General features: G+C 45.8%; 9 protein-coding genes and 1 pseudogene. All 10 read right to left on the bottom strand.

The window, feature by feature from the left end:
• Positions 1-2: 2 nt before the first annotated feature.
• Positions 3-4,071, bottom strand: a pseudogene (locus ACX5J7_RS11640) (PilC/PilY family type IV pilus protein).
• Positions 4,072-4,079: 8 nt separating this feature from the next.
• Positions 4,080-4,643: a PilX N-terminal domain-containing pilus assembly protein gene (locus ACX5J7_RS11635; RefSeq protein WP_012517501.1), complete on the bottom strand. Its 564-nt coding sequence runs from the start codon at positions 4,641-4,643 to the stop codon at positions 4,080-4,082.
• Positions 4,640-5,500: a PilW family protein gene (locus tag ACX5J7_RS11630; RefSeq protein WP_071952108.1), complete on the bottom strand. Its 861-nt coding sequence runs from the start codon at positions 5,498-5,500 to the stop codon at positions 4,640-4,642. Before ACX5J7_RS11630 ends, ACX5J7_RS11635 begins: the two co-directional genes overlap by 4 nt.
• Positions 5,497-6,147 (bottom strand): type IV pilus modification protein PilV, encoded by a 651-nt coding sequence (pilV, locus tag ACX5J7_RS11625; protein ID WP_278383057.1) that lies wholly within the window; start codon positions 6,145-6,147, stop codon positions 5,497-5,499. Before pilV ends, ACX5J7_RS11630 begins: the two co-directional genes overlap by 4 nt.
• 415 nt (positions 6,148-6,562) lie before the next feature.
• A complete protein-coding gene (ispH, locus tag ACX5J7_RS11620; RefSeq protein WP_012518965.1) occupies positions 6,563-7,507 on the bottom strand; it encodes a 4-hydroxy-3-methylbut-2-enyl diphosphate reductase in 945 nt (314 codons plus the stop codon).
• Positions 7,508-7,509: 2 nt separating this feature from the next.
• Complete coding sequence (gene fkpB, locus ACX5J7_RS11615; protein WP_012517497.1) at positions 7,510-7,977, bottom strand: FKBP-type peptidyl-prolyl cis-trans isomerase; 468 nt, start codon at positions 7,975-7,977, stop codon at positions 7,510-7,512.
• A gap of 14 nt (positions 7,978-7,991) precedes the next feature.
• Positions 7,992-8,540 carry a signal peptidase II gene (gene lspA, locus ACX5J7_RS11610; protein WP_012517496.1) on the bottom strand — a complete coding sequence of 183 codons (549 nt, stop codon included), beginning with the start codon at positions 8,538-8,540 and terminating at the stop codon, positions 7,992-7,994.
• Positions 8,533-11,352, bottom strand: coding sequence for an isoleucine--tRNA ligase (gene ileS, locus ACX5J7_RS11605; RefSeq protein ID WP_498707264.1), 2,820 nt, complete (start codon positions 11,350-11,352; stop codon positions 8,533-8,535). The genes lspA and ileS overlap by 8 nt, the downstream gene beginning before the upstream one ends.
• Before the next feature lie 236 nt (positions 11,353-11,588).
• Positions 11,589-12,509 (bottom strand): bifunctional riboflavin kinase/FAD synthetase, encoded by a 921-nt coding sequence (ribF, locus tag ACX5J7_RS11600; RefSeq protein WP_278383053.1) that lies wholly within the window; start codon positions 12,507-12,509, stop codon positions 11,589-11,591.
• 109 nt (positions 12,510-12,618) lie between these two features.
• Positions 12,619-14,178: a murein biosynthesis integral membrane protein MurJ gene (gene murJ, locus ACX5J7_RS11595; protein WP_020743938.1), complete on the bottom strand. Its 1,560-nt coding sequence runs from the start codon at positions 14,176-14,178 to the stop codon at positions 12,619-12,621.
• Positions 14,179-14,582 lie beyond the last annotated feature (404 nt).

Here is a 14,582-nt window from a genome sequence, read left to right as displayed (position 1 = left end):
GATTACTCTCTTTCCGTTTCAGAATGCCAACTGCCGCGCTGAATGCGTTCGAAACGGCCATAGATATTTTCAGCTAAACATTCAAATGCATTGACGCAATCAACATCATTGCCGTCTTCATCCACTTCTATTACTGCAGACGCGCACTCGGTACCTAAACATACTACGGGGCTTACAATATCTTCGATTAGGATTTTCGTTTCTGCCGCTATACCCGTTTGTTTTAAATCAGCGGAGCGATCCTCTCCATTCACTTCACCATCGTTGTTGACATCGGTTACTGCATTACCGTTAAACATACTGACGAGATACGCGCGGCTGTTGCCTGTAGGCGGCGCACAGGCACTGGTACTACTCTCAGCAGGTACGTAGGTGGTAAAGAACACCTTGTAATCAATAATGAGCGGTGAAGACAGCACTTTTTCACCGTTGATTGTTAGATTTAGATACCAACCGGCTTTATTCGCGAAGGTTTGAGAAGCAAGTGCTCGCTCACTCTCATCGCTACTATTTAGAGCATGACTGGTGGCGTTATACATATCTGATTCAGTTACTGTACTCATGTAAGTGTAATCACCGTTCGTATCGCGGTTGAATACGCCACTGTCTTTTAGCATATAGAAATTATCTTCTACTACCGTATCTAAAGGAGATGCACGCCATCCGCTGCCTAGCGCTATGCCATAATATAGCTCATCGCCCAATGCGATTTCCGTGACATCAGGGCCATAATATAAACGGCGGTTTGTTTCTTCTGTATCACCACCAAAATCAGCAAGACGTGCCCCTTTGATAAAGTCTGCCCCAGACTCACCATTGTAGATGTCCAAGCGGAATAATTGTCCGCCTGTATCGGAAACATACATGTGGTCAGCGAACCCATCATTGTCCCTGTCGATGACAGAAAATACGCCCTGGCACACTGTACGTCATATTACTAAGGTTCAAGTCTGCATCTTCGTTACTCGCATGCCACAGTAAGCTTCCGGTATCTGCATCGAACATAAACACGGCGTTGCCCATCACATCACTCGCTCTTACAGAGCGATCATCCTGCGCGTCGTCGTAACCACCACCTATAATCATGACGTTTTTAACCTGCTCCCCCATATTTACTTTAGTAATAGTAGGTCTAGACCAAGTTTGCCCTAGTTTCGCAAGGGTACCTGCCCCCCCTTCTATTTTGAATTTAAGCTTCGGAGAATCTTTTTGTGTAACGTCAAATACATAGTAATTACGACCGCCTCGACGCATACCTACGTAAAGGTATTTTTTATCATCGACGGTTCGTAAGATCATGTCGCCATCTAGGCCATATTCATGCTCTAACGTGGGTGTGTCCTTATAAAAATGGTGCAAATTCTGCAGTAACTCTTTTGGCATGATGGCAAAATTCTCTTCCCCGCTTGAGGTATCGAAAGAATGCAGCATCCCCTGGTTAGTTGCGACGAAAATAGCGGAGTCGTTGGAGCCATAATTAACGATAATAGGCTGAGAGTGGATAGGATCTCCCATTTGTGTTCGGTAGTCACTGGTACTGCCATCACCATTGCTGTCTTTTACATCTACGCCTCTCGCCCACTTTAAAATGGCATCTCTTAAGTCGTCCGCATCGGTTTCACCTTGAATAGCTAGATCAGCCTTGGTGATGCTTGTGTTGTCTTCATGCAGCGCGTTTGCACTACTTGCAATGGTGCCAGCTCCGTCAAAGACATAGATATTTCTGTTTGCTCCCAAACGGCTAGATGCACCGCCTTCACTTACTTCACTACCATCAGCCAGCGTTGACCAGTAGCTATGTGCGTTTTCTGTAAAGAACCCTGTTTCGCTGTCTACGGCATTTAAGCTATTTTTGTCGAGAATTTTATCGCCGCTTAAGCGATAGCGTTTTAAATTACCCGGCCACATTGCGCCCTCGCTTGGCTTAAATAAAGCAAAGTAAAGCTCATCTCTGTGTGTAAGACGGTTAAGTTGGTTTACCGCCACGCCAGGCGAAACAAAGGTAGCATTAACGTCTTTTACTGAACGTAAAATGGTGTTGAAGGCCTCTAAAAGGTCAGTACTGTTGTCTGCTTGATAAAAACCACCGCCGCTTTGCAGCGCCAGTTGGTTTAGGAAGTTATTTGCGGTGTTATTCGCCGCAAACCCTATTGTATGGGTAATAACCCTGGGACCAATTACGGATGTCGAGGTATCGCTAATATTTCTAACCAGATCCAAGCCACACTTTTCTCCACCATTTCCCGTACAGCTTTGACCCAGTAAGGTTTGGATTTTCGAAACGCTATGATTGTTATTGGCTTCACCGTCAGATAGCAGCACAATATGATTATTGGTTTGGCACTGTAAGTCAGACACCGGAGATATGTAAGTTGCAGGCGTAGGGATTTGTTCGGTGATACAGTCACTGTCAGATAGGTTATCTTCGGTACACCCCCACGGTAAAATAGAATCAGCCCCTAAATAAGAACTGCGATGGCTCACTCGCGTGCTTCGCCTTACAGACCAATTCACGTCGTTTTCGCCACGCTTTCGCCCATAGTCAACGCTTCTACCACCATAATAATTGGCCGCTTCCAATAGCGTATCCACAATTGGAGTAAAGCCATTTGCACTTAATTCATCTATTTTACTGACTAGATGTTCACGCACGGTAGCCGATGCACCTGGGGTAGCAGCTCCATTAAATTTAACGATAAGCTTTGGCGCCTTTGATGGCGAGTTGTAAGTGTGAGCACCGCGGTAAGAAACAAAGTTATCCATCACGAACGCCATATCATTACCAGATTGCCAACCAGAGCGGTCGACTATTTGCTTCACAATGCCACTTATGTCGGGCGTTCTATAGACGTAATTGTTATAAAAGTCGGGCATTGACCAAGTGATACCAGAGGTCTTAGGAAGGTTTCGTAGCCGGTAGCGTCGGTTCGGGTGAAAGTCTGATGCATCATCGTCAGCCACCCCGCGAATGCGCATACTCGGGTTGCCATACGTTCGGGTAGAGTAGGCAGTAAACTCTAAATAAGCGTCGGTTATAACTGCGCCCTGTGGAATATTTACATTTCTAAAACGTACGCCAATATAGTCGTTGTAAGAAGAATTAAAAGACAGTTCGCCCCCCGTATTTGGGTAGCCATTTACATCTTCTTCGGAATTATCTTTCGCATCAGCAACCTGATAGATCCCCTCGCCCTGCACGCACCCTGATGCTGTAGAATCGTCGTAGGATACAACTAACTGTGGCGCACCACTTTGTCCCACATCACTCGCCCTTACTTCACGTGCACTGGCCGAGTCTGCGCTTGTACCTTCAATTAAAATATTTATGTTTTTGCCACCACACCACGCTGATAAATCCACCACCTCTTGAATAACTGCACTTATATCCGGCGTGGTTATTACTTCGCCCGACGCAGGAAAGCTGTTGTCGGTTGACCACTCAATATTAGCTGCGGTTTTAGTGCGTTCGCTAAGATTGTTGCTAGACGATGAAAAAGCGCTACTTGATGCTGAGGCTTCAGCTGATATCACCAGCGATGTGCCAGCCACATTGAATCTTTCAGACGTAAACCGAATGCTCGCATTTAAAATCGTCGCGCCCTGAGGGATATTTAATTCAGTAAAACGCAGTCCAGATGTTACCGTTTGGGTGCCGCTGCTTAAGATTAAATCATTACTATCTGTGGTCACACTTCCATTTATTTCATGGGCATCATGGTCGTCGTCATTGGTGGAAATGATAATTTCAGGCCGTACCGACTCATCAATATTGCGAACAGGGTATAGAATAGGGCCGCCGTAGTCAGAAAAGCGCATGAGCCCGGCATTGATATTCGTTGCTGAACTCAACGCCTCTTTGAGGGCATTTTGGACGCGAAGCATTCTTGTTTGGCTAGTGTTATCGTAATTACCCATACTGCCCGACGAGTCCATAATAAACAGTACGTTAGGATTGTAGGTTACCGCGTTACTGGCGTTTCCAAGGTAAATGTCTAGGTCATCACCAAAAGCGGAAAAACCGATACAGCTAAACAGCGAAATGGAAGCAAGGTAAGTTGTTAGTTTTTTCATTGTGATACCTATTGTGAAGCCGGGCCAAACACTGATGCAGCTAAACTATTAGCTACCACTGAGGATTTACCCGAAACTTTCCCACAGCCTCTTATAATAAATACGTGACAGTTAACGTTACTTCCCCCGATAACGTTACTAGACCCTCTGCACGCCTGCTCGCGTATAAATGCCGTTCGAGACCAACTTTTAGATGACGCTTCACTTTGATAAGTACCGTCAGTGATATGCCGGTCTCCAATCGAAAGTCCCCCTTCTGTCATATACCTATCTGTCCATTCTCCTTCGTCAAAACAGCTCATGGTATCTACAGTTGGGTCAAAAATATTACCTTGCCTTGCTTCAGATAGCGGGTCTGTCTTTGTTGCATCGGTTAAGAGGGTTTCATCTTCCGACTCAAAAAATACCCCCGCAATAGCCGCTTCAGCCGCATCGAACGCTAACCCGCTTTGCTGCATAGACACTGCCATTTTAGATTGTGACAAACTACTAGTAACCGCGCTTACACCTAAAACAGTAATAGAGAGTAATACAAGCAGTGCAAACACCATCACTAGCCCCTGCTGTTTCATTGTGAACTCCTGACAAAATTTTTCATATTTCGAAGTGCCAGCGTCTTTGAGAAAACCTGGTAGTAATGCGCCGTGTCCATGGTTTTAGGCGCTTCGTTTAACAGTGCAAACTTTTGCGCGTTAGTTTGCCTAACTTCATTTTGATAACTTTTAATCATGAGGGCCCATCGCAGTGACACAACTTGTTGATTAAGTGCTCTTAATCCCGCTATCTCATCGGCGGTTACGTAAGAGATGGCTTGTCCTTGAGATGTGCTGATACTGTCGGAAATGCCAAATTGCACTTGAAAGCTTTCTACGTTATCGAGAAGGGTGACAGTAACTGGTGAAACCGACTGCGGCTTTAACCCCCGCAAAACACGTCCATCGTATCCGGTACACTTAAGCGTACTGCCGCTCACAAAGTAGTGATTAACCACATGAAATTCGCTGCCTAAAGCGTAACCGTGTTGGTTTCCCGTGCAATCCTCTTGACCTAGCAGGCTCACTACAAGTTTATCGCTGCCGCCGCTAGACGTTTGCACGCTGCCTAAGGTAGCGTTGTTAACAAAATCACCAGCAACAGCAATAGGATGATTTTCAACGTAGGCAGCTTCGGCCACTATATCAACTGAGGTGTCTACATTCGCGGTAATCTGGTCATAGCGGCCTACTTCGTAAAATTCAGCGGAAAGGCGTCCCATGATAAAGCGCCCCGACTCTTGTACTTGAGCGACAGCTTGGTTCAGTTTGTTAGTAACACTGCTACTAACAAGTACTTGAATAATTGCACCAGAAATAACTAAACCTAAGGTTAAGGTAATCATGAGCTCGACTAATGAAAAGCCCCGCTGACTCATGTGTTTCACACCTCTCATAGTGTTATGTCCTTAAACACACAAGCGTTACTATCGCCATCGTTGGGGTTACAACGTGAGTTGAGCGTATATATTTGATTCCCTGATGAGGCAACTGGCCAGGTTAGCAATATTTCTACCCTAGAACCTGCACTACAGCTATAAATGTCAGCGTTATTGGTGTCATCACAGGAGACCGACACCTTCGTTTGAGGGTTGGTTTGCACTGCCGAGCAAGATAGAGCCCAGCCATCGTAAGCGGCCATTTGGGTTTCGCTGCAGGTTTGCCCTTCGCAATTGGGAATATCAGCGGGTCTCGATAGACAGCAGCCGTGATAGGGATGAGAAGCATTCGAACAGCTTAGACCTGAAAAGTTATAAGTCGTATTTGAAAAGTAGGCGTTATTCGCTACCATGCCATCGCCTACCGTAGCAGGCCGCGCTGCAGCTCTTAAACGTTCAGCAACCTGCGCAGCAACCATTTCAGCTTGCGTACGACTAATGGCATCCTTGTTAGCGAATGAACCAGTAAATTGTAATGCAGCAACGCCAAGCAAGCCTACCGCCAGGATAAATAGCGTGATTAAGATCTCTATCAGACCTACACCCGTTTGTGCGCGAATACCACTTCCTTTTGCTCGCTTCATTATCACCTTTTCAGCTTTCATTACCTTTGCCATATACCTAGTGTTTCGCTTGGTGTTATCACCAATTTAGTATAGTAAGACAAAAGCGTACTATGCTGGGTATCGTTGGTTATCAAAACGTATAATTTTAACAATCCTTTCTCATCGATTGGATTAGCGTGCCATTACCTAGCTTCTATGTCGTTTCACATCTGCATTACACGTTTAATGCCCTTCAATGCGGAAGATCACGGTACTTAAACAGAGGGATTCATAGTTTACTATGACCAGGCTCATCACGGAAAACGCCATCTACGTTACGTTTTAGTCACTTATGATAATACCTAAGGTATTATTATCTATCCGCAAGTGATTGAAATACCAGTAGACAAAAGCATAAAAAAACACCGCAACGAAGTGCGGTGTTTTTTTAAGTTCAAATAGGCTTTATGGGGTATCAGACTACTTGTTTAACCCTTAATTCTTTCGGTACAGCAAACTCTACGTTTTCTTCACGCCCTGAACGCTCAGAAGCTGAAACAGCCCCCCACGCTTTAAGCTTGTTTACCACACCCTGCACCAATACTTCGGGGGCAGATGCGCCAGCGGTAACGCCAATATGTTCAATACCTTCTAGCCACTCTTGCTGTATACAGTTGGCATCAGCGATTAAGTAAGCCTTCGCACCAATTTTTTCCGCTAACTCACGAAGGCGGTTGGAATTAGAGCTGTTCTGTGCGCCAACCACTAACAGTACCTGACAGTCTTGCGCTAAATCGCGCACCGCGTCTTGGCGATTCTGCGTGGCATAGCAAATATCATCTTTTCTCGGGCCATTGATTTTTGGAAACTTAGCGCGAAGGGCGTCGATAACATCGGCAGTATCATCAACAGATAACGTAGTTTGGCTGCAATAATAAAGGTTCGTTGGGTCTTTAACTTCCAATGTTGCCACATCAGCCTCAGACTCTACTAAATAAATACCGCCTTCGTCATTACTGTATTGGCCCATAGTCCCCTCTACTTCGGGGTGACCGGCGTGACCAATTAAGATACATTCAGTACCTGTTTTACTAGCGCGGGTTACTTCCATATGCACTTTTGTGACTAATGGACAGGTTGCGTCAAACACCTTAAGGCCGCGATTTTCCGCTTCCTTTCTAACCGCTTGCGACACGCCGTGGGCAGAGAAAATCACAATGCTATCGTCTGGCACTTCATGAAGCTCATCCACAAACAGCGCGCCGCGCTCACGTAATCCGTCTACTACGAATTTATTGTGCACAACTTCGTGGCGCACATAGATGGGCGGCTCAAACATTTCAAGCGCCCGTTCTACAATAGTGATAGCTCTGTCTACGCCCGCACAGAAACCACGAGGGTTAGCTAAATGTATCTGCATAACTAGTTTCCACCTTGAGCTGAAGCGCCAGGTTTAACATCAATAATTTCAACATCAAAAATAACGGTTTGGCCCGCTAACGGGTGGTTAAAATCAACCGTTACAGAGTCGCCCGCTGCACTTCGAATGATACCTGGAATTTCGGTGCCATCAGGCTGAGAGAAAGCTAAAATCATACCTTCCTCAACGTTTAAATCAGCGCCAAAACGACTTCTATCCATGTAGTGAATATTATTAGGATCGGGTTGACCAAACGCGTCTTGAGGGCCTAACGTGAAAGCCTTTTTGTCGCCTTTCGCAAGACCAAGTAGACACGCCTCAAAATTTGGCGTTAGGCTACCGTCACCCATCACCATTTTGGCGGGTTTATTGTTTACGCGCGTACTATCAGCGGCAGAACCATCTTCTAGCTTCAAATCAAAGTGAAGAATGACTTCGCTGTCAGCGCCAATTACTAATGAGTCTGTCATAACCTATCCAAATACTACTTAATGGTTTCGCTACTATTTGCAGAGCCTGCTTTTGACTCCGCACCGTTTTCTTCACTTTTCTTGTCGCCATTTTTAAACATGTCGATAATAAGTAAAGCCGCGCCTATAAATATTGCGCTGTCGGCAATGTTAAATGCTGGCCAGTGGTAATTATTTACGTAGAAATCTAAAAAGTCGATGACATAGCCATGAACTAGACGGTCGTAAACGTTACCTAGTGCTCCACCTAAAATAAAGGCAAAGGCAACCGGCAGCATTTTTTGCGAGCGAGGTGACTGCTTAAGCCACCACAAAATCACTACACTTACCACAACAGCAATGGCAGTGAAGAACCAACGCTGCCAGCCACCCGCATTTTCTAGAAAGCTAAATGCGGCACCGTAGTTATGAACATACGTGAAGTTAAAAAACGGTAACACTTGAATCGACTGATAAAGCGACATAGTGTCGATGACCGTATATTTGCTCCATTGGTCTAGGATAAACGCTAACGCGCTTATCCATAGAAATCGCAATCCAGTTTCGCGAAAAAGCTTAAGCATAATGACGCGTTTCCCCGTCACCATCAATGTTCGTCACACAGCGGCCACACAGTTCTTCGTGTCCTTCGTGTGAACCAACATCTTCGCGATGATGCCAGCAACGTACGCATTTTTCGCCGTTTGCCTTATTTACAGCTAACCACAAACCGTCGACGCTTGTCGCTTTAGCACCAATTGGCGCGCTATCTACTTTAGTCAGCGTTACGCCTGATGTAATAAGCACAAAGCGAAGCTCGTCTTCTAGTTTGTTCAATACGTCGTGTAGCGACTCTGTTGCATAGAGCTCAATACTCGCTTCCAGAGAACCACCTAGCTCACCATCTTTACGTGCCTGTTCCATCGCCTGGTTTGCCGCGTCTTTTACGCTTAGTACTTGATGCCAAAGGTTATCGTTAAATGTCTCACTTTGGGTGAAACCGTTAAAACCTTCATACCAGGTTTCAGTAAACACAAACTCGCTGCGCTCACCCGGTAACGTTTCCCAGATTTCCTGTGCAGTGAAGCTCATTACCGGCGCCATCCAGCGAACAAGCGCTTCAACAATATGGTACATCGCCGTTTGACAAGAGCGCCGTGCAAGACCATCAGCTTTAGCGGTGTATTGACGATCTTTAATAACGTCTAAATAGAATGAGCCCAGCTCAATTGAGCAGAAGTGCATAAGCTTTTGCGACACAACGAGCAAATCGTACTTTTCGTATGCTTCAATCAGCTCTTCTTGTAGCGCCTTGGCACGGGCAACAATCCAGCGATCCAGTGCTACCATCTCGTTTTCTGCTACCGCATCTTCAACGTTGAAGCCATTGAGGTTTGCAAGAAGGAATCGTGACGTGTTGCGTACACGGCGATACGCATCTGCGGCCCGCTTTAGAATTTCATCCGATACCGCTATTTCACCGCGGTAATCAGTCGACGCAACCCATAAACGAAGAATATCAGCACCTAGTTTGTTGGTAACTTCCTGAGGGGCTACAACGTTACCTACCGATTTCGACATTTTTCTGCCGTGCGCATCTACCGTAAAGCCGTGGGTTAACACTTCTTTATATGGCGCGTGACCGTGCATGGCGGTTGACGACATCAATGATGACATGAACCAGCCACGGTGTTGGTCTGAACCTTCAAGGTATAAGTCAGCAGAAGCCGGAATGTCATCGCGGCGGTCTACGACAAAGTAGTGTGTTACGCCTGAGTCAAACCACACATCTAAGGTGTCGGTAACTTTGTCGTAGTTATCTAAATCACTGCCTAGTAGCTCGGCGTCATCTAAATCCCACCACGCTTGAATACCTTTAGATTCTACTTCAAGCGCCACTTTTTCCATTAACGCTGAAGACTCTGGGTGAATTTCGCCGGTAAGTTTATGAACGTACAAAGGAATGGGGACACCCCACGTACGTTGGCGTGAAATACACCAATCAGGACGACCTTCGACCATTTTTTCAATGCGATTTTGGCCCCAGTCTGGGATCCATTTCGTTTGTTTGATTTGTTCAAGAGATTCAGCGCGTAGCCCTTTCTTGTCCATGCTGATAAACCACTGAGGGGTAGCGCGGAAAATAATAGGTGTTTTGTGACGCCAGCAGTGTGGGTAGCTGTGCTCGTATTTTACGTTTAATACAAGGTTACCCTTTTCTTTCACCGTCTCAATAATTTCATCGTTAGCTTTAAATACAAACTTGCCTGCGAATAACGGGGTGTTTTCAAGGTACACACCATTGTTACCTACCGGATTATAAACTTCGATATCGTATTGCTTGCCAACGTTGAAGTCGTCAACACCGTGGGCAGGTGCGGTGTGTACACAGCCAGTACCTGATTCAGTGGTGACGTGTTCACCTAGAATCAATGGAACTTCGAGTTCAAGGAAAGGGTGATTGACTTTAAGTTTATCGAGGGCTTCACCTGTGCACGTTGCCACTTCACGGAAGTCTTCGACACCATATCGGCTCATACAGCTTTCAAGCAGGTCTTGCGCTACTACCAACCATTCGTTTGATGGCTGCACTTCAACAATGGCATAAGTCAATTCAGGGTGTAAGCTAATTGCACGGTTTGCAGGTAGCGTCCACGGCGTGGTAGTCCAAATAACAACGCCAGCTTTGTGAGCGGTTAAATCAGCTTCAGACACGCCAAACGCTTCGGCAATAGCCGCCACATCAGCCACTGGGAACTTTACATCGATAGCTGGCGACACTTTATCTTTGTACTCGACTTCGGCTTCTGCAAGTGCAGAGCCGCAATCAGTACACCAATGTACTGGCTTAAAGCCTTTCTCTAAGTGACCAGAGTCAACAATTTTGCCTAGCGCTCGAATAATATCGGCTTCAGACTTGAAGTCCATGGTTTTGTAAGGGTTATCCCACTCACCAAATACGCCTAAGCGTTTGAAGTCAGCCATTTGACCGTCAATTTGCTTTTGCGCATATTCGCGACATTTTTGGCGAAATTCAGCCGCAGTAACTTTCTTACCTGGCTTACCTACTTTCTTTTCTACCATCAATTCGATTGGCAGACCGTGACAGTCCCACCCTGGAACGTACGGAGAATCGAAGTCAGAAAGGTTTTTAGACTTTACAATAATGTCTTTAAGAATTTTATTAACCGCGTGACCAATGTGAATATCGCCATTAGCATAAGGAGGACCATCGTGAAGAATAAATGGCTTTTTGCCTTTTTTCGCTTCACGAATTTTGCTGTATACCCCTTTTTCCTGCCAGTCTTTAAGCATTTTCGGCTCGCGCTGAGCAAGGTTACCGCGCATCGGGAACGCAGTTTCTGGGAGGTTCAGTGTGGCTTTGTAATCACTCATAAAATTGTATTATCCGGTTACCTTAGTTTTCACCCAATGCGGTAGCGCATTGTAAAGGCGATATTCATTTTGCGATGTTTATTTGCAATATTGCGTTGTTCTGGCAGAGGCAAGAGCAACTTAACGTGTTTTAGCACAGTGATGATGTTAAGCGGCTACTTCAATAAGAGACGAAGCTCTGTTTGAAAAATGAACCCAATACGCGCCATTACGGTCTGCGACTTTATCACGTTTAACTATGCTAATAACAGACGGGCTTTCGCCGCATCTGCTTGAATTTGGTCTTTTAATGCCTCAAACGAAGCAAATTTAATTTCATCTCTAATTTTTGCCATCGGAAAGACAGTAATTGGTTTTCCATATAAGTCAGATGACAAATCGAAAATATGTACTTCCAGCTGATTTCTGACACCGTTTAGCGTCGGGCGAGTGCCAATATTGGCAACCCCATTAAAGTGTTTTCCATCCACATCAACGCGCACCGCGAATACTCCGTGAATTGGCGTTTTTTGACGCTTTAACATTACATTAGCCGTTGGAAACCCAATAGTACGACCCTTTTTCTCGCCGTGAACTACCCTGCCATGAATAGCAAAGGGGCGGCCTAACATTTCTGTTGCCAGCCCAAAGTCGCCGTCAGCGAGCGCCTCGCGCACCGCTGTCGAGCTTATACGGTGAGCATGCATGGTAAAGCTATGGGTACTCACAACGTCGAAACCGTATTGTTCGCCAGCAGCTTGAAGCATTTTAAAGTCGCCTTTACGACCATGCCCAAAGCGGAAATCGTCACCTACAACTAAAAATTTTACGCCCAGTTTGTCTACCAGCAAATCGTGAACAAAGGTGTCCGCACTTTGTTGAGCAAACTGAGCGTTAAATCGAACCGCCAGTAGCCTACCCACGCCCTGCTGTCGCAATAATTCATATTTTTCACGAAGTGGACTGATGCGCGCGGGCGCTTTATCTGGCATGAACACTTCTTCAGGCTGTGGTTCAAACACCATAACGGTGGCAGGAAGCGAAAGCGACTTTGCCTTTTCAAGCACATTGGCCAGTACAGCTTGATGACCACGGTGTACGCCGTCGAACTTGCCAATAGTGAGCACGCACCCTTTGTGATGCGGTTTTACATTGTTTAGCCCGCGGATAAATTCCACTGTTAGCCACTACCTTTTTAACTGCTAGAAAATCAAAGCTCGCGATTATAGCCGACCCCGAGCACAATACCAAGCACGCGCGCGCTATTCGCGCGGCCAGCTTGAAGGACTATTCCCCGCCACTTCTAAAGTGCCGCGGGCGCATCCCCAGCCCCACCATCGTTATCATAAACAACAACACCGAGAGTCCAATGGTTATCCCTACCTCTACCATTTGTGCAGAAAGGGATAAATCAAAGAAGGCTAAGCCTTGGTCTCTGTAATAAATAAGCGCCCCCATCGCGGTGCTTGCAACAATAACGCGGGCTATAAATAACACCGATGTGCGACTTAGCGCAAACACCCCTTGGCGATGTAACGTAATGTAAAGCAGTACAGCATTGAGTGTAGCCGACATACTGGTAGCGATAGCCAAGCCTACGTATCCAAAAGGTATGGCCAAAACAACATTGAACACCATATTCGCTACCATGCACCAAATGCCAAATTTTACCGGTGTTTTGGTGTCTTGACGGGAGTAAAAACCAGGCGCTAAGACTTTTACCAACATGAAGCTAAGTAAACCAAATGAGTAAGCCGTTAACGAGTAGGACGCCATGATGGCAGTCTCTGCAGTGAACGCACCACGCTGAAAAATAACCGTTAAAATAGGGCGTGCCATTACGCCTAAGCCTACAGCTGCCGGTATGCCTAATAGGCACACCATACGAAATGCCCAATCAATATTGGCTGCGAAAGCTTTGGGGTTTTTGCTTACATGGTTTCGCGACAACGTTGGTAGGATTACCGTTGCAATGGCAATACCAAACAAGCCTAATGGAAACTCTAGTAGCCGGTCTGAATAGTACAACCAGCTTATGGACCCCGTAACAAGAAAGCTGGCAATAAAGGTATCAAATAATAAATTGATTTGACCAACCGACACGCCAAATAGCGCTGGGATCATTAACGTGCGTACCTTTACAACATTTTCATCATGCCAGCCCCATTTGGGCTTTACCAAAAGCCCCGCTTTAAATAAAAACGGAAGTTGAAAAAGGAACTGCACGATACCACCGATAAATACCCCCCACGCTAAGGCGTAAGCAGGCTGTTCTAAAGTAGGCGCTAACAGTATTGCGCTGGTGATAATACATACGTTAAGGAGAACTGGCGTAAAGGCGGCAACGGCAAATTTATTCAGTGTATTTAAAATTGCCCCGGCCAGTCCGGTTAGTGAGATAAACGCTAAATAAGGAAAGGTAATTTTCAGCATGGTCGAGGCCAAGACAAACTTATCCCCTCCCGCGTCACCCTCAAGCCACGCCACAAACCACCCTGTGCCGAACAGGGCCGCAAGGACGGGCGAGGCAATAACACCTATAATAGACACCACGAATACAATAGCGCCCAAAGTGCCACTTATTTTAGCCACGAACTCGCGAAGCTGTTTTTTATCGTCGTTTTCGTGAACCTCGGTTAATACCGGAATAAACGCTTGTGCAAATGCGCCTTCAGCGAAAAGACGACGCAGAAAATTGGGGATTTTGTTGGCAAAGAAAAATACGTCTGCTGCTGCCCCATCGCCCATTAAGCGAGCAACGACAACGTCGCGCACTAAACCTAACACGCGAGAGACCAAGGTCATAACGCTAACTATAAGACCTGATTTAATTAACTTCCGTGACACGCCACATTTCCACTAGATAAATAAAAGACAAGGCATTTTTTTGCAAAAGCCATCGCTGTAAAAGTATTGCCCTGCTACCCCGCCCCTAGGACGCTGCTACCGAGCAGACCAAAGGGAACGAGGTCTAACGCCTCTATTAAGCGAGCCATAATAGCGAAAGGCCATGACTGGTGAAACGATTTATTCAAAATAGTTGTGCATCTTTGTGAAGTTTCTTGCTATAATCCGCGCCCGATATGGGGTGCTGTATAACTGCATATCTAACGTTTTTAATGTTTGCAAAGGATATCTATTAAGATATACCTGTAAAATGTCGCAAAGAATGTGCAACGTGTTGAGCATACTTTGTGTTCAATAGCTTGCGCGTTTTAACGCGGAACGATTTAAGTTTTAAACCGTTTGAC

Source organism: Alteromonas infernus, from assembly GCF_902705815.1.
The sequence above is the reverse complement of the archived record's forward strand: the minus strand, read 5'-3'. Positions and strand labels throughout refer to the sequence as shown.

Excerpts from the sequence above, each read along its gene's own strand:
- fkpB (WP_012517497.1), bottom strand. The coding sequence starts at position 7,977 with ATGACAGACTCATTAGTAATTGGCGCTGACAGCGAAGTCATTCTTCAC.
- pilV (WP_278383057.1), bottom strand. The coding sequence starts at position 6,147 with ATGAAAGCTGAAAAGGTGATAATGAAGCGAGCAAAAGGAAGTGGTATT.
- lspA (WP_012517496.1), bottom strand. The coding sequence starts at position 8,540 with ATGCTTAAGCTTTTTCGCGAAACTGGATTGCGATTTCTATGGATAAGC.
- ACX5J7_RS11630 (WP_071952108.1), bottom strand. The coding sequence starts at position 5,500 with ATGAGAGGTGTGAAACACATGAGTCAGCGGGGCTTTTCATTAGTCGAG.
- ACX5J7_RS11635 (WP_012517501.1), bottom strand. The coding sequence starts at position 4,643 with ATGAAACAGCAGGGGCTAGTGATGGTGTTTGCACTGCTTGTATTACTC.
- ispH (WP_012518965.1), bottom strand. The coding sequence starts at position 7,507 with ATGCAGATACATTTAGCTAACCCTCGTGGTTTCTGTGCGGGCGTAGAC.
- ileS (WP_498707264.1), bottom strand. The coding sequence starts at position 11,352 with ATGAGTGATTACAAAGCCACACTGAACCTCCCAGAAACTGCGTTCCCG.